This window comes from Geobacter argillaceus (assembly GCF_007830735.1).
Classification (GTDB): domain Bacteria; phylum Desulfobacterota; class Desulfuromonadia; order Geobacterales; family DSM-12255; genus Geomobilibacter; species Geomobilibacter argillaceus.
Genome location: NZ_VLLN01000008.1, coordinates 66588 through 89549, shown reverse-complemented (window position 1 = coordinate 89549; position 22962 = coordinate 66588). Strand labels below are relative to the sequence as shown.

At 58.9% G+C, this 22962-nt stretch carries 23 protein-coding genes; 8 read left to right on the top strand and 15 right to left on the bottom strand.

The genetic code is table 11. The features are described from left to right. Window positions 1–16 precede the first annotated feature (16 nt). The 6 genes from JN12_RS08320 to tadA form a co-directional block, all read right to left on the bottom strand. Window positions 17–733 (bottom strand): ABC transporter ATP-binding protein, encoded by a 717-nt coding sequence (locus tag JN12_RS08320; protein ID WP_145021041.1) that lies wholly within the window; start codon window positions 731–733, stop codon window positions 17–19. Next, complete coding sequence (locus JN12_RS08315) at window positions 726–1478, bottom strand: ABC transporter ATP-binding protein (RefSeq protein WP_145021038.1); 753 nt, start codon at window positions 1476–1478, stop codon at window positions 726–728. The genes JN12_RS08320 and JN12_RS08315 overlap by 8 nt, the downstream gene beginning before the upstream one ends. Before the next feature lie 18 nt (window positions 1479–1496). Further along, entirely contained in the window at window positions 1497–2303 is an 807-nt protein-coding gene (locus JN12_RS08310; protein WP_145021035.1) for a universal stress protein, read from the bottom strand. 410 nt (window positions 2304–2713) lie between these two features. Then, the gene (locus JN12_RS08305; RefSeq protein ID WP_211360519.1) at window positions 2714–4144 is read right to left on the bottom strand and encodes a sigma-54 interaction domain-containing protein; all 1431 of its coding nucleotides are present in this window, start codon (window positions 4142–4144) and stop codon (window positions 2714–2716) included. A 92-nt stretch (window positions 4145–4236) separates the two neighbouring features. After that, the gene (locus JN12_RS08300; protein WP_145021032.1) at window positions 4237–5238 is read right to left on the bottom strand and encodes a methyltransferase; all 1002 of its coding nucleotides are present in this window, start codon (window positions 5236–5238) and stop codon (window positions 4237–4239) included. Between the two features lie 18 nt (window positions 5239–5256). After that, window positions 5257–5763 carry a tRNA adenosine(34) deaminase TadA gene (gene tadA / locus JN12_RS08295; protein WP_145021029.1) on the bottom strand — a complete coding sequence of 169 codons (507 nt, stop codon included), beginning with the start codon at window positions 5761–5763 and terminating at the stop codon, window positions 5257–5259. Between the two features lie 132 nt (window positions 5764–5895). Between tadA and JN12_RS20995 the strand changes: the two genes are divergently transcribed. Then, complete coding sequence (locus JN12_RS20995; protein ID WP_281287725.1) at window positions 5896–6147, top strand: GSU3128 family (seleno)protein; 252 nt, start codon at window positions 5896–5898, stop codon at window positions 6145–6147. A 1-nt stretch (window position 6148) separates the two neighbouring features. Then, window positions 6149–7516: an MATE family efflux transporter gene (locus tag JN12_RS08280; RefSeq protein ID WP_145021023.1), complete on the top strand. Its 1368-nt coding sequence runs from the start codon at window positions 6149–6151 to the stop codon at window positions 7514–7516. Window positions 7517–7597: 81 nt separating this feature from the next. Here the strand turns inward: JN12_RS08280 and JN12_RS08275 are convergent, their stop codons facing one another. From JN12_RS08275 to rpmH, 9 genes are all read right to left on the bottom strand, one after another. Further along, complete coding sequence (locus tag JN12_RS08275; RefSeq protein ID WP_145021020.1) at window positions 7598–8269, bottom strand: DUF1318 domain-containing protein; 672 nt, start codon at window positions 8267–8269, stop codon at window positions 7598–7600. A gap of 33 nt (window positions 8270–8302) precedes the next feature. Further along, on the bottom strand, window positions 8303–9031 hold the full coding sequence (locus JN12_RS08270) for a glycine zipper family protein (protein WP_145021017.1): 729 nt from the start codon (window positions 9029–9031) through the stop codon (window positions 8303–8305). Window positions 9032–9252: 221 nt separating this feature from the next. Next, window positions 9253–9924: a 16S rRNA (guanine(527)-N(7))-methyltransferase RsmG gene (gene rsmG / locus JN12_RS08265; RefSeq protein ID WP_145021014.1), complete on the bottom strand. Its 672-nt coding sequence runs from the start codon at window positions 9922–9924 to the stop codon at window positions 9253–9255. Next, a complete protein-coding gene (gene mnmG / locus JN12_RS08260; protein ID WP_145021011.1) occupies window positions 9921–11795 on the bottom strand; it encodes a tRNA uridine-5-carboxymethylaminomethyl(34) synthesis enzyme MnmG in 1875 nt (624 codons plus the stop codon). Before mnmG ends, rsmG begins: the two co-directional genes overlap by 4 nt. A 115-nt stretch (window positions 11796–11910) precedes the next feature. Beyond that, window positions 11911–13281, bottom strand: a complete 1371-nt coding sequence (gene mnmE, locus JN12_RS08255) for a tRNA uridine-5-carboxymethylaminomethyl(34) synthesis GTPase MnmE (protein WP_145021008.1) — start codon at window positions 13279–13281, stop codon at window positions 11911–11913. A 12-nt stretch (window positions 13282–13293) separates the two neighbouring features. Beyond that, the gene (yidC, locus tag JN12_RS08250) at window positions 13294–14907 is read right to left on the bottom strand and encodes a membrane protein insertase YidC (protein WP_145021005.1); all 1614 of its coding nucleotides are present in this window, start codon (window positions 14905–14907) and stop codon (window positions 13294–13296) included. Window positions 14908–14926: 19 nt separating this feature from the next. Beyond that, on the bottom strand, window positions 14927–15166 hold the full coding sequence (yidD, locus tag JN12_RS08245) for a membrane protein insertion efficiency factor YidD (RefSeq protein WP_145021003.1): 240 nt from the start codon (window positions 15164–15166) through the stop codon (window positions 14927–14929). Then, on the bottom strand, window positions 15147–15500 hold the full coding sequence (rnpA, locus tag JN12_RS08240) for a ribonuclease P protein component (RefSeq protein WP_145021001.1): 354 nt from the start codon (window positions 15498–15500) through the stop codon (window positions 15147–15149). Before rnpA ends, yidD begins: the two co-directional genes overlap by 20 nt. Continuing rightward, window positions 15487–15636: a 50S ribosomal protein L34 gene (gene rpmH / locus JN12_RS08235; protein ID WP_145020998.1), complete on the bottom strand. Its 150-nt coding sequence runs from the start codon at window positions 15634–15636 to the stop codon at window positions 15487–15489. The genes rnpA and rpmH overlap by 14 nt, the downstream gene beginning before the upstream one ends. A gap of 369 nt (window positions 15637–16005) precedes the next feature. On the opposite strand from rpmH, the gene dnaA reads away from it, so the two are divergent. The 6 genes from dnaA (at window position 16006) to vapC (ending at window position 22919) form a co-directional block, all read left to right on the top strand. Then, the gene (gene dnaA / locus JN12_RS08230) at window positions 16006–17358 is read left to right on the top strand and encodes a chromosomal replication initiator protein DnaA (protein WP_145020995.1); all 1353 of its coding nucleotides are present in this window, start codon (window positions 16006–16008) and stop codon (window positions 17356–17358) included. 217 nt (window positions 17359–17575) lie between these two features. Beyond that, complete coding sequence (dnaN, locus tag JN12_RS08225; RefSeq protein WP_145020992.1) at window positions 17576–18694, top strand: DNA polymerase III subunit beta; 1119 nt, start codon at window positions 17576–17578, stop codon at window positions 18692–18694. 68 nt (window positions 18695–18762) lie between these two features. Beyond that, window positions 18763–19869 (top strand): DNA replication/repair protein RecF, encoded by a 1107-nt coding sequence (gene recF, locus JN12_RS08220; RefSeq protein WP_145020989.1) that lies wholly within the window; start codon window positions 18763–18765, stop codon window positions 19867–19869. Continuing rightward, on the top strand, window positions 19862–22246 hold the full coding sequence (gyrB, locus tag JN12_RS08215; protein WP_145020986.1) for a DNA topoisomerase (ATP-hydrolyzing) subunit B: 2385 nt from the start codon (window positions 19862–19864) through the stop codon (window positions 22244–22246). Before recF ends, gyrB begins: the two co-directional genes overlap by 8 nt. Window positions 22247–22306: 60 nt before the next feature. Next, the gene (locus tag JN12_RS08210; protein WP_145020983.1) at window positions 22307–22540 is read left to right on the top strand and encodes a type II toxin-antitoxin system VapB family antitoxin; all 234 of its coding nucleotides are present in this window, start codon (window positions 22307–22309) and stop codon (window positions 22538–22540) included. Next, window positions 22527–22919, top strand: coding sequence for a type II toxin-antitoxin system VapC family toxin (gene vapC, locus JN12_RS08205; protein ID WP_170241872.1), 393 nt, complete (start codon window positions 22527–22529; stop codon window positions 22917–22919). The genes JN12_RS08210 and vapC overlap by 14 nt, the downstream gene beginning before the upstream one ends. Window positions 22920–22962: the final 43 nt, after the last annotated feature.

Sequence of the window (22962 nt, the reverse complement as noted above, 5' to 3'; positions counted from 1 at the left end):
CTGCTTGGACTTGTTCCTAAACCCCCAGGTGGCGGTTGAAGACGGCAGCACTCGTTTCCACGTCTTTCCGGTCGATCATTTCCACGACCCGGCCGTTTTCGATGATGTAATGACGGTCGGCGACTTCGGCTGCAAAGCGGAAGTTCTGTTCCACCAGGATGATGGTGAACCCCTTCTCCTTGAGCTGCCCGGTCAGCCGCCCCAGGGCCTGGACAATCACCGGCGCCAGCCCTTCGGTGATCTCGTCCAGCAGGAGGAGCGTGGCGCCGGTCCGGAGTATTCTGGCCATGGCCAGCATCTGCTGCTCGCCGCCGGAGAGCCGGGTGCCGGTGCTGCTGCGCCGCTCCAAAAGGTTCGGGAACATGTCGTAGATCTCGGCCAGGGTCATCCCGCCCTCCTTGACCATGGGGGGGAGGAGCAGGTTCTCCTCCACGCTCAGGCTCGAAAAGATCCCCCGCTCCTCCGGACAGTAACCGATACCCAGGCGGGCGATCCGGTGGGTCGGCAGATGGCAGGTTTCCCGGCCGTCCACGGTAATGGAGCCGCTACGCCGCCCCACCAGCCCCATGATCGACTTGAGGATGGTGGTCTTGCCGGCGCCGTTGCGGCCGAGCAGGGTGACCAGTTCGCCTTCCCGCACCGACAGGTTTATGTCGTGGAGAATATGGGACTCGCCGTAGAACGCGTTGACACCGCTGAGGGAGAGCAGGACGCCGGCACCGGTATCATGCATGGCCACACCCCATGTATGCCTCAAGGACCTGGGGATTGGCCGACACCTCGTCGTACGACCCCTCCGCCAGGATGGAGCCCCGCTGCAGGACCGTGATCCGGTCTGCCAGGGTTGCCACCACGTTCAGATTGTGTTCCACCATCAGGATGGTCCGGCTGGCAGCCACCGTCCTGACCAGGTCGGTGATCCGCCCCACGTCCTCGGCCCCCATCCCCTGGGTCGGCTCGTCAAGCAGCATCAGCTCAGGGTCCAGGGCCAGGGTGGTGGCGATCTCCAGCGCCCTTTTACGGCCGTAGGAAAGCTCCATTGTCGGCTCGTGGGCCAGCTCCAGGAGCCCCACGGACTCCAGAAGTTGCCGGGCACGGTCGTCCAGGGTGGAAAGGGAGGCGGAAGAGCGCCAGAAGTGGTAGGAGGTGCCGAGCCGGCGCTGCAGGGCCACCCTGACGTTCTCCATGGGTGTCAGGTTGGGGAAGACCGCCGAGATCTGGAACGACCGCACAATGCCGCGCAGTGCGACATCGGCCGGTTTCTCACGGGTGATGTCATTCCCGTTGAAGGTAATGGTGCCGGCGGTCGGGGTGATGAACTTGGTCAGGAGATTGAACACGGTAGTCTTGCCCGCCCCGTTCGGGCCGATCAGGGCATGGATCTGGCCGCGCCTGACCTGCAGGTTGACGTCGCTCACCGCCGTGAACCCCTTGAACTCCTTGGAAAGGTTCCGCGTTTCCAGAATGTAGTCGCTCATTGCTCGTCCTTTACAGATCTAGTGAGCCATCAGCACCGGTACGGTCATCTCCCGGAGAATCTGGGCCGCAACCGTGCCCAGCACCACCCCTCCCTGGGATGAATGGGCAAAGGCCCCCATGACCAGCAGGTCAAACTCCTCGTCGCAAACCCGGTTCAGGAGCAGGTCGCCGAGTGGTGTGGCCGTGGTCGGCACCAGTTCGGTTTCGACGTGTACCCCGTGTCGCCCCAGGTATTCCCGGATACCCTCCCATGGATCGGGCTGGCCGGCGGGATCGGCGGGTGCCACGGTCAGGAGCCGGACCGTTGTTGCCCCGGTCAGGAGCGGCATGGCTTCGCTCAAGGCCCTGGTTGCTTCGCGCCCTTCTTTCCAGGCAACCAGGATACGATTCCCGGTGGCGTGAAACCGCCCGGCATGGGGGACTACCAGTACCGGCCTACCGCTGCCGAGCAGCAGGCGCTGGGGGAGGTCGGCCGGAACCCCGAGGCGCTGGGCCGGCCCGCCGCTCTGCCCGACGATCACCAGGTCGGTGGCGTAGCTCTGGCGGATCAGGACCTCTGCCATTCCCACCCCAACCACCCCCCACTCCACGTTGCGCCACTGGACCGGAACCCCGGCTGAAATTCCCCTTTGCCGGAAACGTTCGGCCCGTTCGGCTGTTTGCTGCTCCATTACCTGCCGCCGAGGTTCGTGAGGTGCATGGGTGATGATCGAAAGCCCGGTGACGGATGCTCCGTGCTGTTTCGCAATGGCCAGGGCCAGATCGATGCGGCCCTCGCAGGCGGGTGATGCGTCGATATGCAGGAGAATATTTCGCAGGACCATATGCCCCTCTTGAAGAACAGTATTTTATCTATGTACCACTGTTGTCCGACGAAGCAACGTTTATAAATATTGCATAATTGCTATTTTGTATGGCAAGGATGGTGCCAAGCTAACGAAGAGGTTGAACTAATTTTATAAAACTATGTTTATAAATGATAATTCCCTGCATGGCCAAAGATTGGCCAACAGAATTCACGGACTCGGATCTTCGCGGGGAGAGGGTGGATTCCAGAATTTTGGAATATTAAATGGTTTGTTTTAATGGGTATACGGGGTGTACGGGAGGGCAGCTGTTCTAAAGCCCCTATAAACGGGTGTTAGCAAGGAGTTGTCGGTAATGGTAGTTGATTCCAGATTTCTGGACAAAGATTCCAGTTGTCTGGAATGCATGGGCGTTAGCAGCGGACCGCTCAGTCACCGATCTCATACTGGCCAATTTTCGCATAGAGAGAGGATTTGCTGATACCGAGGCGGGCTGCTGCTGCCAGCTTGCTCCCCTTTTCTTCCTGGATTGTCCGGCGGATTGCCTCTTCCTCCACCTGCTGCAGGATGTACTTCAGGGTCTGGCGATGGTCGAAGGGGCTGTCGAGGGGGCCAGTCCGGGCCAGTGCTCGGGGAAGGTCCTGCTTCGTGACAATAGTGCCGCTTTTTACATACAGGGTCTGTTCCAGCACGTTGCGGAGTTCCCGGACGTTGCCGGGCCAGTCATAGGCGGTGAAGATCTCCTCAACGTCGTGGTCCACCCCCTCCACCGGGATGCCGGTCTCCTTTTCCAACTGGCGCAGGTGGAAGCGGATCAGCTGCGGGATGTCGTCGCGACGTGCTCGGAGGGGCGGGATCTCCAGCATGACGACATTGAGCCGGTAGTAGAGGTCATGGCGGAAGAGCCCCTGTTTGACCAGGGTCTCCAGGTCACGGTTCGAGGCGGCGATGATTCTTACGTCCACCGTTTCGGGCCGCTCGGCGCCCACCGGTTCTATTTCACGCTCCTGGAGAACCCGGAGCAGCTTCACCTGCATGGTCAAAGGGAGCTCGCTGATTTCGTCCAGAAAGATGGTTCCCTGGTGGGCCATGCTGAAGCGGCCGCGTTTTCCCTTGGTCCGGGCGCCGGTAAAGGCCCCTTCCTTGTAGCCGAACAGCTCAGCTTCGAACAGGTTTTCCGGAATGGCGGCGCAGTTCACCTTGATGAACGGACCCAACGCCCGCTGGCTTTCTATATGGATGGCATGGGCAAAAAGCTCCTTGCCGGTACCGCTCTCGCCTTTCAACAAGACCGTGGTGTTGCTTTTTGCGACCCGTTTCCCCAGTTCCTTCACCCACTCCAGTTCCTTGCTGTTGCCGACAATGTGATTGAACGAATACTTGGCGCTCAACTGCCTGCTCAGAGCGCTCTTGTAATACTCCAGCTCGCTATTGAGCGACTTGAATTTGTCCGTCATGGCAAAAAGGTCGGCCAGGTCCTGGAACATCACCTTGCCGACCACTGCCACCACCTTGCCGTTCTCAAAGATGGGTATCCGGCTGCAGATCATCTGGTGGCCTTTGATCTTCTGCACCTGTGCAATTTCCGGGACGCCGCTCTTTGCAACGATATGCATTCGGGTATTTTCCACCACGTTCGTCACGGGCTGGCCGACCACCTCATCCTCCCGTTTCCCGAGAAATTTGGCATAGGATTGGTTGATCTTCAGGATGACACCATCGGCATCGGTGATGATGAGCCCTTCGTAGGCATGCTCCAGGAGCTGCTCCAGCATGTCCCGCTCTTTTCGGGCCTGGTGGGCTGTTGCCGACATGTTCCTGATGAGTCGGTGGACCCATCCCTGGTAATGGATTTTCATCGGTCTCTCCCAACGGGTACTGGGAACGGATTGGTGGGCAGGTTGCGAAGGTCCGAGGGGCGGGCTATTTGCCGACTTTTCCCGTCCAACGGTTACGGCACCCTGCCCATAATGATCCCGGCACCGTTGGGGAGTTCGATGGGAAGCCGCCGCACGTCACTGGCACCGGCCGTGCACAGCATCTGCATCAGCTCCCCCTGGGAGTAAGACTGGCCGGCCGGTGTCCCCAGCAGCATGTTCAGGGAGAAGAGGGCCGGGAACAGCGGGCCGACTTTGGCGTCGTCAAGGATGAACTCCTGGATCAGAATCAGCCCGCCCGGCTCCAGGGCGGCCACGGCCTTCTCCAGGATGATCGCGCACCCGGCCCCGTCTTCGCTGTGAAGGATGTGCGACAGCCATGCCACGTCGTAGCGCCCCTCGATCCCTTGAGCAATGAAGTCACCGTCCGAAAAGACAATCCGGTCGGCCAGGCCGAAACTGGCGATAGTCTTTTCGGCAAAGGGGCGGGTAGAGGGGAGGTCGTAGACAACGGCGGTCAGGTCGGGGTTGTGCTGGCAGAAATGGATGGCATAGGTGCCGGGACCGCCGCCCAGATCGAGCAGGCGCCGCCGACCGGAGAGGTCGATCTGCGGGACGATGCGGGGGGCGAGCTGCATGGCCAGGTTGAACATCCCCATCTCGAAGCTCTCCCTGGCCTCCGCATCGTTGCCGTGGGAAATCCGCTCACCTATCGGCCCACCTCTTCGCACTGACTCGTCAAGCCTCGCCCAGCCTGCCATCAGATGGTGGTGGTGGCGGATGATGTACCCCAGATAACCGGGCGAGGTGCGGGACAGGTAATCGGCGCTAAACGCGGTTGCGGCAAAGGCTTCCCCCTGCTTTTCCAGCAATCCGAGGGCCGCCAGTGCGCCGAGCAGCATGGCCAATCCACGGTCCGCACACGACAGCCGCGCAGCAAGTTCTGGCACGGTGTGGGGCCGCTCGGCCAAGGGGGTGAAAAGATCCAGTTCCACCCCGGTATGCAGGGCGCAGGCGCTCCAGTAAGCGCCGGACATCTGCAGCAGGTCTGCGGGTGTCCAGATTGTCTTTTCCATGGTTGCCTCCTCTTTCATTCAGTTGGCCGCTTCCCGCTCCGCTTTCTTCTGCTGGCGGAGCTCTTTGAAAAAACTGCTCAGGATGCCGGAGCATTCCTCTTCCCGAACACGCGGGGTAACGGTAACGGTGTGGTTGAAGCGCCGGTCGTTGGTCAGGTCGTACAGGGAGCCTGCTGCCCCGGCCTTGGGGTCGAAGCAGCCGAAGACCAGCCGTTCGATCCGCGCCAGCAGAATCGCCCCCATGCACATCGGGCACGGCTCCAAGGTCACGTAGAGGGTCGTACCGGTAAGGCGCCAGCTCTTCAGCTTCCTGGCCGCTTGGCGGATCGCCAGCAGCTCGGCGTGGGCGCACGGGTCGTTCTTCGCCTCCCGCTGGTTGAAGCCACGGGCGATGACAGCGCCATCCTTCACCAGGACCGCCCCGATCGGCACCTCGCGCCGCTCCCCTGCCCTGGCAGCCTGGGCAAGCGCCTTGTCCATCCAGTAGAGATCATCCTTTATGACCTGCAGTTTTTCCCGAGCCATTATCTGTGCCTTATAGCACACCCTCCCGCCCCGGACAAGGGATGAAACCGGCACGCTTCCGGTGTCATTTTGCCGATAAATGTGATAGGTACTATGTGATCAGAAGGCTAGCCCAATGTACAGGAGGCCCCGATGAAGATCCGCAAGCAGATCCTCGACTTCGCGTATAGCGAGGTGCTCGACACCAAAACCCGCGAACTGATCCGGGTCGGCTGCGCCGTGGCGGTCGGCTGTCCCACCTGACTGAAGAAGCACTTCGCGGTCGCGAAGAGTGCCGGCGCAACGGAAGAGGAGCTGAAGGAGGCTATGGCCTACGGGATAATCGCGCCGTCAGGCCGGGCCAAGAATTTTGTACTGAACATGAAGGAGGAGTTGGACTGGTAGCATGACCGCAGCGGCACTCAAAAGAATCCGGAACCGGCTAGTGGGCAATCCGGGCAAACCCGTTTCCATCAGGCGAAACGTGGTAAACCTCTCCCTGCCGGTCCTCCTCTCGTCCCTCCTGCAACGACTGGTCTCCATAATCGACATCTTTCTGGTCGGCGGCGTCGGGGCGGCCGCAATTGCCGCTGTAGGGCTGGGACAGCTGCTGGTCTTTGTCGTCATGACTGTGTTCTGGGGGCTTTCCACCGGCACCACTGTGGTCATCGCCCAGCTGTGGGGTGCCGGGCGCCAGCGGGCTGCCCGGCGCGCCGCTTTTGCCGCACTGCTTATCTGCGGCATCATGGCGTTTGCGGCCACAGTGATCGGCGGCCGCTACGGTGCCGAGCTGGCGCGTCTGATGGGAGCCAGTGACGATGTGATGGCGCATGCCGGCGCTTATATCCGGCTGGTCTTCCTCTGGTTCGCCTTTACTGCCGGGCTCAATATACTGTCCGGGATCATGCACGGCATCGGTGACACCCGCACCCCCATGACCGGCGTGTTGCTCTTGAACATCCTCCACGTGGCAATTGCCTGGCCGCTCATCTACGGGCTGTTCGGCATCCCCCCGCTCGGGGTTATCGGCGCCGCCTATGCCATCAACATCTCGGAATGCCTGGCCTTTCTCTACCTGCTCTGGCAGGCGCTACGCCGACATTACCTGGCAATCGGCCGACCAGACCTCCTTCTGGCCCGCCGGATCTGGCAGGTCGGCTACCCGGTGGCCCTGGAGCGGGTCGCCCAGCAATCCGGCCAGCTCCTCTACTCCAAGTTCATCATCGGTTACGGTACCGCAGCCTATGCGGCCCACCAGGTTGGTCTCTCCATCGAGTCGCTCTCGTTCATGCCCGGCGCCGGCATGGGGATCGCCGCCGCAACCCTGATGGGACAGGCCCTGGGGGCGCGCAAACTGCGCCGGGCGAGGATCAGCCACCGGGAGGCGCTCCGTCTGGCGGTACTGGTCATGGGGGTCATGGCGCTTTTGTTCCTCGCCTTCCCCCACCTGCTCATGGCCCTGTTCACCTCCGACCAAGCAGTTATCGAAAAGGGGTGCGTGTTCCTCCGGATGGTCGCTTTTGCCCAGATACCGCTCGCTCTCTCCTTTGTCTATGCCGGGAGCCTGCGAGGAACCGGCGACACCTTCTATGTCTTCATCGTCACCCTGCTCAGCATGTGGGGGGTAAGGGTGCTGCTGGCCTGGGTGGTCAGTTCCCTCCTCCATCTCTCCCTCTATGCGGTCTGGGGGGTCTTCGTGATCGACTGGTTCGTTCGCGCCGCTGCCTTTGCCTGGCGCTACCAACGTCGCGACCTGCACGCGATACCCCTTTAAACGCAACAAAGGCGGGGAGGTTCCCGCCTTCGTCACAGTGCCAACGATTTTTCCTCGTTCCTTTTTTCCTGTTCCTCGCCCCTACTTCTGCACCCAGTGCCCGTTGGGGAGCTGTGTCCACCACCCTGCCTTCGCCCCCTCCTGCTTGGTTGCCGCATAGGTGGCAGCTGCCTTTCCCAGTACCTGCTTCACCCTGGCATCGGTGACCGGCTGCCTGTTCACCTTGAGGATCGCCTTGGCCATACCGGTAATAACTGCTTTACGGTTTTCGTTCTCGGCCTTGACCAGTTCGTCCTTGCCCGCCGCTTTTGCCTTGTCGCGGATGGAGACCAGCCCCTGGTTGGTTTCGCCCACCGCCCCGCTGTCCCGCAACCTGTTCAGCTCGGGAAGCCGCTTGTTCATATCATCATAGGCCTTGAGCACCTCGGGCATGCTGGAAAGTTCAACGGCCAGCTCGTCCGCAACGTTTGCCTCGGCGGCATATGCCGCTGCCACCAGGGAGAAGCCCGGAATCAACAGGCGGCTCTGGGGCTTGGGTGTCTCCGGGGTCTCACCGGCTGGCGGCGCGGGTGCCTGATCCGTGGCGCCCTTGCCGTTGCCCTGCTTGAGGAGCATGTCGTCAAGCGACTTGTAGGCCTGCTTGACATCCTTTTCCGGGAAGTAGACGTTCACCGTGATGATGGCGCATGCTGCCAGCAGTCCACAGGCGGCGGCGATCGACAGTTTCAGCCAGTTTCGGTGTGCTGCGCGCATTGCTCGCTCCTTTTCGCATGTTACACGATTGGCCTATAGTTTCAGATTCACCGAGTGTAGCTGACCGGTTTCCCGCTCTTTCAGCTGGATGCGCAGCTCCTTGGCGCTCTTGGCCTCGCCGGGGAAGAAGATGAAACCGTTGGCCAGATTTTCGTTGGGAATCGCCTTGCCTTCCAGCCCCTTGGCGCGGATGTCGTCCGTGATCCGATATTCCCGCTCGCTGGAGGTACCTTCCTTGACCCCGCCGATGACCGCTCCGCCAGCGGCACCGATGGCCGCCCCCTTGCCGAGCGCCTCGCCGACATTTTTGCCGGAAACAATGCCGAGTGCCGCCCCGAGGATCGCCCCGCCGGCGGCCCCGAGCAACGCCCCTTTGCCGGCCCCCTTGCCGAAAAATGATGACAACTGGGTCGAGCTCTCCAGCCGGTCGATCGCCGTGTTGTTGGGCACCACCTGCCAGTACCGGCCATCGGCATCCACCAGGAAGGTCTGGCCGCTGACGATCTCCAGCGTCTTGCCGCCCTGGTTGTTCATCACCAACTGGACCGGCAGCAGCCCGGCACCGCGGATGTCGAACCCGAAGGCATCCTCGGCAGCAGCAGCGTCGGCATACGCCTCGCCGCCAATGGCGATACCGCCGACCAGCTGCTTGTTGGCATAGGCTTCCGGAGGACGGAAGGAAACGAACTGGCTCTTGTAGGTGGTACATCCGGCCAGAAGAAATACCGGCAGCATGATGCCCGCAATGATTTTTTTCACCATGAACAGACCTCCCTGAAATTTACTAGTAACAGCTTACCACTCAGCAACAGCCATGCAACAACCCAAACGCATTTGTGCTTACTTTTTAGGCAAAACCCGACGAGCAATTTTGCCCTTATTTGCCGCTTTTTAGCGATGGCCCTTACACAAGCCCTCGCTAACACCAAAACGCAATCAATGATGCTTTTTGATCGTTTTGGGCTATGAGCATCAGATCAGACTCAGGAGGGGCGCCCCTTGCCGTCCTTCCGAATAAGGACCAGGGTCCGTGTGGCGTTGTCGCCCGGAAGGTGGAGGGTATTCACCCTGTCAACCCGGAGTCCCATTTCGGCCAGTTCGGATTCAGCGGCTGCCGCCTCCTGCTCCCCGTCCCTCCCCTTCATGGCTACGATGGTGCCGTCCTGCTTCAGGACCGGCAGAGCCAGGCGGGCGAACAACGGTATGCTGGAAAACGCGCGGGAGACGATCCAGTCGAACCCGCCCGGATCGCTATCGGCAAGGGTTTCGGCCCTGGCATGGATGGCGGTGAGGTTGGTGAGAGACAGGAGCCGGCCGATATGTCTTTGAAAGGTTATCTTCTTGCCCACCGCATCAACCGAGGTGATGGAAAGGCCGGGAAGGACTATGGCAAGGGGAATGGCGGGAAAGCCCCCGCCCGAACCGATGTCCAGCAACCGTCCCGTTGAAGGAAGAATGGATGTCAGGGTGAGGGAGTCGAGGAGGTGCTTGACGACAATCTCCCGGTCTGAGGTGATGGCCGTGAGGTTGATGCGTTTGTTCCACCGCTTCAGTTCGTCAACGAACAGGGCGAAGCAGCTGATCTGGTCCGCATCGAGTGGACGCCCCATGCCGGACATCCCGGCAGCCAGGATCTCCTGCCAGCTGCCGGTCATGACCCGCTCCTCGCCTTCAGGGCAATGGACAGCACCGCGACGGCCGCCGGGGTGATGCCGGAGATGCGGGATGCCTGCCCCAGGGTATCGGGCCGGAACCGCTGCAGTTTCTCCCGCACCTCGGCCGTGATGCCCGGCAATGCGCTGTAATCGAAGTCGACCGGAATCCGTGCCCCTTCCATCCTCTCCTGCCGGCGCACCTGATCCAGCTGGCGGTCGATATACCCCTGGTACTTCACCTGGATCTCGACCTGCTCCCGTACCTGCGGCGCTACCGCTGCCGAGTCGGCATCCAGCCGCGCAAGCTCCTGATAACCGATGTCCGGCCGCCGCAGGAGCTGGGTAAAGGTGAGCGCGTTCTGGAGCCCGACCAGTTCGAACTCGGCAAGAAAGGCCGTATCTGCCCCGGAAGGAAGCAGCTTCCGCTGCTGGAGCCGCTCCAGCTCAACAGCGATCTGCTCCCGCTTCGTCAGGAAACGGCTGTACTCTTCTTCCGGCACCAGACCAACGGCATGGCCATGCTCCCGCAGCCGCAGATCGGCGTTGTCCTCACGCAGCAGCAACCGGTACTCGGCCCGGGAGGTGAACATCCGGTACGGCTCCCGGGTGCCGAGGGTTACCAGGTCGTCGATCATAACCCCGATATAGGCCTCGCTCCGGGAGAGGACCAGCGATTCCCTCCCCTGTGCCCGCAGGGCCGCGTTGATCCCGGCCATCAGTCCCTGGGCCGCGGCCTCTTCGTAGCCGGAGGTGCCGTTGATCTGGCCGGCGTGATAGAGGCTGGCGATCGGTTTCGTTTCCAGGGAGGCGTGAAGCTGCACCGGATCGACGTAGTCGTACTCGATGGCGTAGGCGGGGCGCATGATCTCCACCCGCTCCAACCCTTCGATGGAGCGGTAGAAGGCCCACTGCACGTCAATCGGCAGCGAGGTGGAAAGGCCGCTCGGATAGCACTCCACCGTATCCAGTCCTTCCGGCTCGATGAAGGTCTGGTGCCGTTCCTTTTCCGGGAAGCGCACCACCTTGTCCTCAATGGAGGGACAGTAGCGGGGACCAATCCCCTCGATCACCCCGGCATACAGGGGGGAACGGTCCAGGCCGCCACGGATGATCTCGTGGCTGCGCGGATTGGTATAGGCGATGTGGCAGGGAACCTGGGGACGGTCGATCCGCTCGGTGGAAAAAGAAAACGGGATCGGCGGGTCATCGCCGTATTGGGGTTCAAGGCGGCTGAAATCGATGGTCCTGCCGTCCAGGCGGGCAGGTGTCCCGGTCTTGAGACGCCCCACCGCGAAACCGAGTTCCTTCAGCTGATCGGACAGACCGATTGACGGAAGATCGCCGGCCCGGCCGCCGGGATAATTGGTGAGGCCGATATGGATCAGACCGCGCATGAACGTGCCGGTGGTGAGCACCACCGTCGTTCCCTGATAGCGGACCCTGGCCCTGGTATCCACTCCCTGCACCCGGCCGTCGGCCACCACCAGGCCGGTCACCTCAGCCTGCTTCACAGCGAGGTTCGCCTGATGCTCCAGGACACGCTTCATCCGCAGCCGGTACAACTGCTTGTCGGCCTGGGCACGGGACGCCCGGACCGCCGGCCCCTTCCTCGTGTTCAGGATGCGAAACTGGATACCGGTGGCGTCGATGTTCCGCCCCATCTCCCCGCCAAGGGCATCGATCTCCTTCACCAGGTGCCCTTTGGCCAGGCCGCCTATGGCCGGGTTGCACGACATAAGGGCAATGGCATCCAGATTGATGGTGAGGAGCAGGGTGCGGCATCCCATCCGGCTGGCAGCCAGGGCCGCTTCACAGCCGGCGTGTCCGGCTCCCACAACAATCACATCGTATGTCCGATCGTAGAGTATCATCGTCTCACCTGCGGCAAAGTCATCGTTTCACAACGGCTACTATAAATACACTGTATACCAGTGGTAATGCCTTGCCTCTCAACGGGTTGCAGCGATTGTTTCACGTGGAACATGATCATTTTCCGATGCAGAACTGACCGAATATCAGGTCGAGAACTTCGTCCGGGGTTGTTTCACCGGTGACCTCGCCAACAGCAGCCAGGGCATCGCGCAGGTCTATGGCCAGAATTTCGGGAGGAAGGTTGGCTGACTGGTTGGCACTGAATTTTACCAGGGCAGCAGCGGACTTGACAAGGGCGTCTCTGTGCCGAGCCCTGGAAAGGGCCACATACTCCCTGCCGTCCACCGCATGCCCATGAAGAAAAGAGTTGGTAACAGCCTCCTTGAGTGTGTCGATCCCCTCGCCGGTCCGGGTCGAGATCGAGACCGTACCGCAGGCAGCCAGTTCGTCGGGGAGCTGGATGACTGGGGCCAGATCTGTCTTATTGCATACCGTCAGGAACCGTTTGTCGGCCAAGGCTGCCAGAATCTGCCGGTCGTCATCATCAAAGGGACGTGAGGCATCGAGCAGGAAGATGACCAGATCGGCACGGGGTATCGCCTCCAGGGTCAGCCGCACCCCCTCCTGCTCCACCAGGTCGCCGCTCTCCCTTACGCCGGCCGTATCGATGAGGGTAACCGGCAGGCCACCGATATTCACCACCTCCTGGATCAGATCGCGGGTGGTTCCCGGAATGGCAGTGACAATGGCGCGCTTCTCCTTGAGCAGGGTATTGAGAAGACTGGACTTGCCGACGTTCGGCTTGCCGGCGATGAGAACCGATACACCGTCGCGAAGTACCCTCCCCTCTTCGTAGGTCGCCAGGAGCTGCGCGATGATGGTATGGGAATCGGTCACACGGGTAGAGATCTGATTCAGGTCAAAGGTATCGATCTCATCCTCGGGAAAATCCACATACGCTTCAAGGAGAGCCAGCGCCTGTACCAGATGCTGCCGACAGTCGTGAATGACCCGCGATAGGTGACCCTCGCGCTGGTGCTGCGCCAGGGCAAGGGCTGCGTCGGTCTTGCCACGGATGACGTCAATCACCGACTCGGCCTGCAACAGGTCGATCCGCCCGTTCAGAAACGCCCGGCGGGTAAATTCGCCCGGCTCCGCCAGCCGGGCACCTTCGCGCTGTACGCAGGCAAGAACCTTCTGCACGAGCAGATAGCCGCCATGACAGTGCAACTCCACCACATCCTCCCGGGTAAAGGAGTGTGGTGACCGCATATAGACGCAGAACCCCTCGTCGAGTATCTCGCCATTATCGGGATGCCTGATCACCCCATAATAAAAACGGTGGCTCTGAAAGCCACCGCTGGTTCTGCGCGAAAAAAGCCGTTCCGCTATTGGAAGGGAGTCGGGACCGGATATCCGGACGATCCCGATTCCTCCCTCCCCTACCGGCGTACTGATGGCGGCTATGGTATCCGCAATGTACATCTGATCTCCTGCCTACGCTTCCTTCAGGGACTTGTTGATATACGTCTGCTGGGCGATGGTGAGCACGTTGTTCACCAGCCAGTACAGCACGAGTCCCGACGGGAAGTTGAGAAACATGAAGGTGAAGACCACTGGCAGGGCCAGCATCATCTTCGCCTGAACCGGGTCCATCTGGGACGGGGTCATCTTCTGCTGGATGAACATGGTGACACCCATGATGATCGGGGTCACATAATAGGGGTCCTTGCCGGCCAGGTCGTGAATCCAGAAGTAAAAGGGCGCATGGCGCAGTTCGATGGAAAACATGAGCGCCTTGTACAGGGCGAAGAAGACCGGGATCTGGACGACCATCGGCAGACAGCCGCCGAGCGGATTCACCTTGTGGGTCTGGTACAGCTCCATCACCGCCTTGTTCATGGCGTCCCGGTCGTCCTTGTGTTTCTCCTTCAGTTCCTGCATCTTCGGCTGGAGCTTCTGCATCTCCTTCATCGACTTGTAGCTCTTGTGGGTGAGCGGGAAGAAGAGGATCTTCAGGATCACGGTGATGACAATGATCGCCAGGCCGTAGTTGCCCAGATAACGGTGGAAGAACTTGAGCGTGAACAGAAGTGGCTTGGCAATGGCCGAGAACCAGCCCAGATCGATCGCCTCCTCCAGCCTGCTCCCCTGGGACTTGAGAATGTCCAGATCCTTGGGACCGAAATAGAGTCGTACCGGGACAGTCAAGCTCTCGCCGGGTCTGGCGGTCAGCTGGGCCGAGCCAATGACGTTCTCGATATAGCCGCCGACAGTTTTGAGCCGGACAGACTGAATGCTGTTGTTCACAGCCAGGGCGGCGCCGAGAAAGTACTTGTCGGCGAAGCCGGTCCAGAGAACCCCCTTCTGATACGCCTTCTCCCCCTTGTCCAGCTCCTTGATCTTATCGAACGAGACCCCCTCTGCTGTCAGGGTTGCCGGACCGAAAACCTCGAAACGTCCGCCGCCATCCTTGGGAGGGGCTGCATGATTGGTCAGAAGGAGCTGGACGGTTCCAGACTGCGGGGCGGACCCGGTATTGGTGACTTTTTGCACCAGATCGATGGCATAGCTGTCGCCGCTGAAGGTGTAACTCTTCAGGAACACGACACCGGTTGGAGACGTGAGAGTAAAATCGAGAACCTTTTTTTCGCCCTTTGCCACCGAAAGCGAGCTGGCAGTAACGCTGAAAACAGTTCCGGCATCAACAGGGAACCCTTCCAGATTGCTCCTCAGCGGGTATACAGCAGCGTTGTCCTCGGCCACCATGGCAACGTCCTTACCCTGCGGGCCGGCCGTTTCCTTGTACCGTTTCAGCACGAGCCGCTTCAACGCCCCGCCTTTGGTGGAGAAAACCGCCCGGTAGAGGTCGGTTTCCACGGTAACATCCTGGGCCGCTTGCGTCGCAGCACCAGCTGGCACAAGCTGTGGCGACGGTGCGGGCATTTCCTTCTGAGTGCCAACCGGCACTGGCGCCGGGGCGGCCGTAGCTGGCTGCAACTGTGCCGCCTGCTGGCCGGAAACCGGTTTGGGAGGCTGTGGGACCAGGTACGAGTAAGCGTACATGACCGCAATGGAGAGGACGACAGCAATGAGAACACGTTTTTCCATGGATTATCCCCGTGGTTGGTTACTTGACCGGATCATACCCCCCCCGGTGGAAGGGGTGACAGCGGGCCAGCCTGGCAATGGTCATTCCGACACCCTTGAGCAGGCCGTATCGCTGCAGGGCCTGACGGGCATACTCGGAACAGGATGGATAAAAACGGCAGGTTGCCCCTTTCAAGGGGGAGAGGTACAGCTGATAGGTACGCAGACCCCTGTCAAGCAGTCTGATAACGGAAGAGTGTTTAGCGGCGGCCAAGCACATGGGCCAATTCCCTGCAGAGTGCGGAAAAATCAAGCTCACCTGCCCCGGGTCGAGCCACGACATTATAGTCGGCGCCGGCAAAGAGCCCTTTGTTGAGCCTGAAAAATTCCCGGAGTAGACGCTTGATGCGGTTACGGACCACAGCATTGCCGACCTTACGGCTGGCTGTTATGCCGAGGCGCGGTCCCCCACCGTGTACTGGCCCGCGTATGACCAGAAAATGGGGAGACCGGGCCTTGGTGCCGACAGCCGACAGTCGCGCATATTCAGCTGACTTTCTCAGCCGCTCGTGTCGACCGAAGCAGGTGGTGCAGGAAAGACTACTTGGTGGCAATGCCAACTGCGAGACGCTTGCGCCCTTTAGCGCGACGACGCTTGATCACCAGGCGGCCGTTCTTGGTTGCCATACGAACCAGGAAGCCGTGGGTCCGCTTACGGGAAGTATTGCTCGGTTGAAATGTTCTTTTCATGATCATGCTCCTTGAAGCGATTAAATAAGTCGGAAAAGGAGTTTATTATTCATACGGGCTCTATTTTGTCAACAGTTATTTCATCTACCAGGACACGAAATTCCTTGCAAATTGCCAAGTCGTCTGTTAGGCTCACTTCGCTTCGGCACATGGGATTTATGCCCGCAAGCCGCCATCAACAGCCGTTCCACACTTATCAACAGCTGTTGATAAGCCTGTGAATAACTCCACAGTTCTCCAACACGTTCATATCGTTACTTTTTTCTCATTTACCCATTCCGTGTACCTTCCGTGGCTTTCTGCCGGGCAACTGCGACAGACACCACGGCGGAAAGGGTTTCTCCAATCAGTTTCAGTGAAGGTCCCGCCATGGAAAACATCTGGCAAGCCGCCCAAGACAATATTGAAAAGGTGCTCACGCCCCAAACCTTCACTACCTGGATCAAGCCGATCCGGTTTTCCCACATCAACAACAACCAGTTTATCCTGCAGGTTCCCAATAAATTCATTAAGGACTGGGTACGGGAGAAATACTTCTCCATGATCCAGGAAGCTGTGAATTCCCTGGCCGAACGACAGTACCAGCTGGAAATACTGATCAGTGATCATGATTCCAATGAAGCTACACCGGTCGAACCGAAACCGGCACGCAAGGCAAAGGAACCGGTGCCTGCTGCGGAAGCGGAAATCGCTTCCAATCTCAACGGCAACCTGAACCCCAAATATACCTTTGACACCTTTGTCTGCGGTTCAAGCAACCAGTTTGCCTATGCGGCATCCCAGGCGGTGGCGGCCAAGCCGGCTACCAACTATAACCCCTTATTCATCTACGGCGGTGTCGGCCTGGGCAAAACCCACCTGCTGATCGCCATTGGCAACGAAATTCTCAAGAACAAACCAAAGGCCCGCATCTGCTACTACACATCGGAAAAGTTCATGAACGAGATGATCAACTCCCTCCGCTACAAGAAGATGGAGGAGTTCAGGAACAAGTTCAGAAAAGCGGACCTGCTACTCATTGACGATATCCAGTTCATGCAGGGGAAAGAGGCCACCCAAGAGGAGTTTTTTCACACCTTCAACTCCCTGTACGAGTCACACAAGCAGATCATCCTCACCTCGGACAAATTCCCCCGGGAAATACCGGGACTGGAGGAGCGGCTACGCTCCCGCTTCGAATGGGGACTGATCGCCGATATACAACCCCCTGACGTAGAAACCAAGATCGCCATTCTGAAAAAAAAGGCCGAACTGAACGGCATCGAGCTCCCGGACGACGTGGCGCTGTTCATCGGCTCCAGTGCCTCGAGCAACATCCGGGAACTGGAGGGAATGCTGGTACGCCTCGGCGCCTATGCCAGCCTGACCCGGAACAAGATCTCCCTGAACATGGCCCGGGATATTCTCAAGGATATCATTGTGGACAAGTCAAAGGAAATCACCATCGAAATGATCCAGAAACATGTTGCCGACCACTACAAGCTGAAAATAAGCGACCTTAAATCGGAAAAACGGCTGAAAGCCCTGGTGGTACCGCGACAGATAGCAATATATCTCTGTCGGGACATGACCAAGGCCTCATACCCGGAAATCGGTGAAAAATTCGGCGGTAAGGACCACTCGACCATCATTCATTCGGTCAAAAAGATCGATGGCCTGCTGGCTGCTGACCCGGCATTGACAGAAACCCTCCGCATGCTTAAACATGACCTGTTGAACTGAGCGGAATAACCTGTCGATAACCTGCCGCGGCTGTTGATAACAACGAGCAGCTGTTGATAGAAAAGAACTTATCAAGACAGTTCGCCACATGAACAACAAAGAAAAAAAGCAGCATGTTTCGGTAATTGCAAGTTCTGTCAACATATCAACAGGACCTACTACTATTACTAAATAAAAGCTTTTTTATTTTTTATACTAACAGTAAGGAGGGTATGCCATGGAATTCACTATCGACAAGGATACCTTTGTCAAGGCGCTCCAAAAAATTCAGGGGATCGTAGAAAAACGGAATACCATGCCGATTCTTTCCAACGTCCTGATCGATGCAACAGATGACGCCATCCAGGTAACGGCGACCGATCTTGAAGTGGGAATGCGGAGCAATTACGCAGCAAAAGTCACCACCAAGGGAAGCATCACCGTCTCGGCCAAGAAACTGTACGAGATCATCCGGGAGCTACCGGATGAAAATATCCGTTTCTCCACCCGCGAAAACGATTGGGTCGATATAAAGTGCGGCAAGGCAAGTTTCAATCTGGTCGGCCTTTCACCGGATGAATTTCCCCGTTTTCCAAAGGTCATCGAAGAGTCCTTCGTCAGGCTCGGTGCACCGCTTCTCCGGGAGATGATAGAACAGACCTCCTACGCAATCTGCCAGGACGAGACCAAATATAATCTCAATGGCATCTTTGTGAAGGCTGCCAGCGAAGACGGACGGAACGTAATCCGAATGGTCGCCACCGATGGTCACCGGTTGTCCATTGCCGAACGTGAAGTGGAAGGGGCAGTACCTCCTGAACTGGCCAATGGCGCCATCTTTCCCAAGAAAGGGGTGCTGGAGCTGAAGAAGCTGGCGGACGAAGGCGACGACGAACTACTGATCGGCTTCATGGATAATAACGCCGCTATCCGAAAAGAACAGACGGTCGTTGTCATGAGATTGGTTGACGGTGAATTTCCGGACTACACACGCGTTGTTCCAGCCCAAAATGACAAAGAGGTCACTGTCAATCGCGACCGACTGCACCATTCCCTGCGACGGATGGCAATCCTATCCAGCGAACGCTTCAAAGGAATCAAGTTCGACATCAACGGTTCGGTCATGGAGATCTCCTCCAGCAACCCGGAACTGGGAGAGGCCCGGGAAGAGCTTGAAGTATCCTACGATGGGCCGGCTCTCATTTCCCGATTCAATGCCCGTTACCTGATCGATGTCCTGAACGTCCTGACAGACGACAACGTGGTCCTCAAGCTACGGGACGAGATGTCACCTGCCTTGATAACAACCGAAAACGGCAACAGTTTCCAGGCGGTGATCATGCCGATGCGACTTTAGACCTGTTTGCCGGATTTCACTTTGGATGAGGCCTCACTGGAACGGCGGGGCCTTTTCTGTGTCCACCCATGCGTATCGAGAAAATAGCCATACATGCTTTCCGAAACCTGACCGAGGTGCGGCTCGACTGTGCCGGGCGCTGGAACGTCCTGGTCGGGGCCAATGCGCAGGGCAAGACCAATATCCTTGAAGCGATCTTTCTCCTGGGTACCCTTAAGTCGTTCAGGATGGCAAAAAACTCGGAACTCATCACCTGGAAACGCCCACATGCCCTACTGAAAGGAATGGTGGAAAGCCGGCAGTTAAAGCGCGAACTGGCACTCGTCATAGAGCCCCACGGGAAACGGGTGCAGGTGGACCGGAAGGGAACAACGACTCTAAAGGACTTTCTCGGCGTCCTGAACGTAATTGCCTTTTCTCCGGAAGAGCTGTTCATGGTCCGGGGTAATCCGGAAATACGGCGCCGCTACCTGGACCGGGCTGTCTTCAGTGTCGATCCGACCTATCTGGCCTGTCACCGCGAATATTTCCGGATACTCAAGAACCGGAACACGCTCCTGCGTCAGCGCTCTTTCGCGACGCTCGATGCGTGGAGCGAACAGCTGATCAGTGCCGGAGCACAGCTGGTCAGGAAGCGAGCAGCTTTCGTCCGGGAGCTCGCTGAATTTTTCACGAGACTTTACCAACAGATAACCGGTAGTGACGAAGAGGCTTACCTGTGCTATTATGCCGACTCTTGTCAGAACCCTGACACGGTTGAGGGGTGCGAGACGGCACTCCGTGCCGCGCTGACCGCAAGAAGCGAAGAAGAACGGCAGCGGGGAACAACCCTGGCCGGCCCGCACCGGGACGACCTCAGGTTCTTTCTGAACGGCATCCTGCTCAAGCAGCATGGATCACAGGGACAGCAGAGGAGCTTCATCCTGGCCATGAAGATGGCGGAAATAGAGAACGCCTGCTGCCACACCGGCTTCCCGCCGGTACTGCTCCTGGACGACCTGACATCGGAACTGGACAAAAACCGGCTGGGACATCTTCTGGAATTTCTGACACAGCGGCAGATCCAGGTATTTATGACAACCACTGACCTTGCCACCCTGCCGGCCATTGCCGGCGATAGCGCCGTCTATCGGGTAAACGGGGGCGAGGTCAGTCAGCGAGGAATGAATGACTGACGAAAAGCATAGCGAGTACGGTGCAGAACAGATCAAGGTACTGGAAGGGCTGACCGCGGTCCGCAAGCGGCCCGCCATGTATATCGGTTCGACCGCCAGCCCGGGGCTCCATCACCTGGTCTACGAGATTGTCGACAACTCCATCGACGAAGCGTTGGCCGGCTACTGCAACGAGGTGAACGTCACCATCCACCTGGACGGCTCGGTCACGGTCGTCGACAACGGCCGCGGCATCCCCACCGACATGCACCCGACCGAGGGGCGTTCGGCCGCCGAAGTCGTGCTTACCGTGCTCCATGCCGGCGGCAAGTTCGACAACGACTCCTACAAGGTATCCGGCGGTCTGCACGGCGTCGGGGTCTCGGTAGTCAACGCCCTTTCCAAGAAGCTGGAGTTGGAGATACGGCGTGACGGCAAACTGTTTCGCCAGTCGTATGCCTGCGGCGACCCGCTCACCCCGCTGCAGGAGGTGGGGGAGACCAAAAAGCGCGGTACCAAGATCACCTTCCTCCCCGACGATACCATCTTCGAGACCACCGACTTCTCCTTTGATGTCCTGTCGCAACGGTTGCGGGAACTGGCCTTCCTGAACGCCGGGGTCAGGATCACCATTGCCGACGAGCGGGAAGAGGGGAAACACCACGACTTCCACTACGAGGGGGGGATCGTCTCCTTCGTGGAATACCTGAACCGGAACAAGAACGGCCTGCATCCCAAACCGATCTTCTTCCGGGGCGAAAAGAACGGCGTCGACATCGAGGTTGCCCTCCAGTACAACGACTCCTACGACGAAAAGCTGTTCTCCTTTGCCAATAACATCAACACCCATGAGGGTGGCACCCACCTGATCGGCTTCAGGGCGGCGCTCACCCGGACCATGAACACCTATGCCACTGCCAACGAGCTCTTGAAGAAGGAAAAAGTGGCAATTTCCGGCGAGGACCTGCGGGAAGGGCTGACGGCAGTCGTTTCGGTCAAGATTCCCCAGCCCCAGTTCGAGGGGCAGACCAAGACCAAACTGGGCAACTCCGAGGTGAAGGGGTACGTTGAGTCGCTGATGAACGAAAAACTGGCGGTCTTCCTGGAGGAGAATCCGAAGGTTGCCAGGGACATCATCGGCAAGTCGATCGATGCGGCCCGGGCACGGGAAGCGGCCCGCAAGGCCCGTGAACTGACCCGCCGCAAGGGGGCCCTCGACATATCCAACCTTCCCGGCAAGCTCGCCGACTGTCAGGAGAAAGATCCGGCACTCTGCGAACTCTACCTGGTCGAGGGCGATTCGGCCGGCGGCTCGGCCAAACAGGGCCGGGACCGGAAATTCCAGGCGATCCTGCCGCTCAAGGGGAAGATCCTCAACGTGGAGAAGGCGCGCTTCGACAAGATGCTCTCCTCCCAGGAGATCGGCACCCTGATCACCGCCCTTGGCACCGGCATCGGCAAAGAGGACTTCGATGTCGCCAAGCTCCGCTACCACCGGATCATCGTCATGACCGATGCCGACGTGGACGGTTCCCACATCCTCACCCTGCTCCTCACCTTCTTCTTCCGCCAGATGCCGCAGATCGTCGAACGGGGGCACCTCTACATCGCCCAGCCGCCGCTCTACAAGGTCAAGCGCGGCCGCAAGGAGCTCTACCTGCGGAACGAAGCAGCCATGCAGAACTACCTGCTGGAAGAGGGGACCGAAGAGACCACCCTGCTCCTGGAAGAGAGCGGCAAGAGCTATACCGGCAAGCAGATCATCCCGCTCTTGAAACAGATGGTGGAGTATCGCACCTTGCTGGACAAGGTGACGCGCAAGGGGATCAACGAGGAGGTGGTGCGCCTCTGCCTCCGTCTCGGCATCAAGGATATCGAAGATCTGGAGGGAATCCACCCGTATCTGGTGGGTCTGGCCAAGGCCTATAAGGGGGCGGAGTACAGCATCCTCGACGACCACCGGATTATCCTGCGCCTGGGGAACCTCCGCTACGCTCTTGACCATCATGCCCTGAACATCATCACCTCCTACGAATACGGGCTCTTAAGGGAGAGCCACCGCAAGGTCAGGGAGATTTTCGGCAACGGCCGCGCCGTGGTGTCCGGTGAGGGGAAAGAGCTGTTCAGTACCACCATAGGTCTCGATCTGCTCGGCTTCTATATGGACACGGCCAAGAAAGGGCTCTCCATTCAGCGTTACAAAGGTCTGGGAGAGATGAACCCGGAGCAGCTCTGGGAGACCACCATGGAGCCTACCAACCGGACCCTGCTTCAGGTGAAGATAGAGGACGCCGTGGAGGCGGACAACGTCTTTACCGTCCTCATGGGCGACCAAGTGGAGCCGCGCCGTGAGTTCATCGAGCAGAACGCACTGAATGTCTCCAACCTGGATATTTAGGCCGGTTGACTTGTTACATGTTGAAGCATACAATCGATGCATATTCAGGAGGTGTATTGTATGCGTGCGACACTGAACATACCAGATGAGTTGATATCGGAGGTGCAGAGGCTTTCCGGGCAGAAGTCCAAGACCGGCGCCATTGTGACCGTGATGGAAGAGTATGTGCGTCGGCGTCGGATGGAGGATTTGCTGGCGTTACGCGGCAAGGTGCAGATCGATTACGACTGGCAGCGCGAGGAAGAACTGGAAATTGCGGCGGCTGAAGAGCGTGAGCGCTATGGCAACCCCTAGCGTTCTCCCCGACACATGCGCCTGGATCGATTTTTTCCGTGGCAGACAGACTCCGCTCGCTACGGCCGTGGAACAGGCGCTGCTGAACGGTTCGGTGGTGACCTGTGGCGTGGTGCTGTATGAATTACTGCAGGGGATTAAAGGCGCCAAAGAGGAAAATACCATTCTCGATGCCTTTCAGTCAGTTCCCGTCCTGGAACTGACTGCAGGGCTATGGATTGAAGCCGGCCGCCTTGCCGCCAGGCTGCGCAGCAAGGGTACCAACCTGCCCCTGTCAGATATTCTCATAGCGACGTTGGCCGGTAAGCATCACGTCACGGTGCTGACCGTCGACCAGCACTTTTCAGCTGTTCCGGCGCTGAGTGTTACCGCGGGGTAACAAACTTAATTTAATAAAACTGCGCCATTAAAACTGTACAAAT

What these genes read in the sequence shown, in the direction of transcription:
- rpmH (WP_145020998.1), bottom strand. Translation starts at nt 15,636, where the DNA reads ATGAAAAGAACATTTCAACCGAGCAATACTTCCCGTAAGCGGACCCAC.
- JN12_RS08315 (WP_145021038.1), bottom strand. Translation starts at nt 1,478, where the DNA reads ATGAGCGACTACATTCTGGAAACGCGGAACCTTTCCAAGGAGTTCAAG.
- JN12_RS08270 (WP_145021017.1), bottom strand. Translation starts at nt 9,031, where the DNA reads ATGGTGAAAAAAATCATTGCGGGCATCATGCTGCCGGTATTTCTTCTG.
- yidC (WP_145021005.1), bottom strand. Translation starts at nt 14,907, where the DNA reads ATGGAAAAACGTGTTCTCATTGCTGTCGTCCTCTCCATTGCGGTCATG.
- dnaA (WP_145020995.1), top strand. Translation starts at nt 16,006, where the DNA reads ATGGAAAACATCTGGCAAGCCGCCCAAGACAATATTGAAAAGGTGCTC.
- JN12_RS08210 (WP_145020983.1), top strand. Translation starts at nt 22,307, where the DNA reads ATGCGTGCGACACTGAACATACCAGATGAGTTGATATCGGAGGTGCAG.
- rsmG (WP_145021014.1), bottom strand. Translation starts at nt 9,924, where the DNA reads ATGACCGGCAGCTGGCAGGAGATCCTGGCTGCCGGGATGTCCGGCATG.
- JN12_RS08275 (WP_145021020.1), bottom strand. Translation starts at nt 8,269, where the DNA reads ATGCGCGCAGCACACCGAAACTGGCTGAAACTGTCGATCGCCGCCGCC.
- dnaN (WP_145020992.1), top strand. Translation starts at nt 17,576, where the DNA reads ATGGAATTCACTATCGACAAGGATACCTTTGTCAAGGCGCTCCAAAAA.
- gyrB (WP_145020986.1), top strand. Translation starts at nt 19,862, where the DNA reads ATGACTGACGAAAAGCATAGCGAGTACGGTGCAGAACAGATCAAGGTA.
- JN12_RS08320 (WP_145021041.1), bottom strand. Translation starts at nt 733, where the DNA reads ATGCATGATACCGGTGCCGGCGTCCTGCTCTCCCTCAGCGGTGTCAAC.
- mnmE (WP_145021008.1), bottom strand. Translation starts at nt 13,281, where the DNA reads ATGTACATTGCGGATACCATAGCCGCCATCAGTACGCCGGTAGGGGAG.
- recF (WP_145020989.1), top strand. Translation starts at nt 18,763, where the DNA reads ATGCGTATCGAGAAAATAGCCATACATGCTTTCCGAAACCTGACCGAG.
- JN12_RS08310 (WP_145021035.1), bottom strand. Translation starts at nt 2,303, where the DNA reads ATGGTCCTGCGAAATATTCTCCTGCATATCGACGCATCACCCGCCTGC.
- yidD (WP_145021003.1), bottom strand. Translation starts at nt 15,166, where the DNA reads ATGTGCTTGGCCGCCGCTAAACACTCTTCCGTTATCAGACTGCTTGAC.
- JN12_RS08305 (WP_211360519.1), bottom strand. Translation starts at nt 4,144, where the DNA reads ATGAAAATCCATTACCAGGGATGGGTCCACCGACTCATCAGGAACATG.
- mnmG (WP_145021011.1), bottom strand. Translation starts at nt 11,795, where the DNA reads ATGATACTCTACGATCGGACATACGATGTGATTGTTGTGGGAGCCGGA.
- tadA (WP_145021029.1), bottom strand. Translation starts at nt 5,763, where the DNA reads ATGGCTCGGGAAAAACTGCAGGTCATAAAGGATGATCTCTACTGGATG.
- JN12_RS08280 (WP_145021023.1), top strand. Translation starts at nt 6,149, where the DNA reads ATGACCGCAGCGGCACTCAAAAGAATCCGGAACCGGCTAGTGGGCAAT.
- JN12_RS08300 (WP_145021032.1), bottom strand. Translation starts at nt 5,238, where the DNA reads ATGGAAAAGACAATCTGGACACCCGCAGACCTGCTGCAGATGTCCGGC.
- vapC (WP_170241872.1), top strand. Translation starts at nt 22,527, where the DNA reads ATGGCAACCCCTAGCGTTCTCCCCGACACATGCGCCTGGATCGATTTT.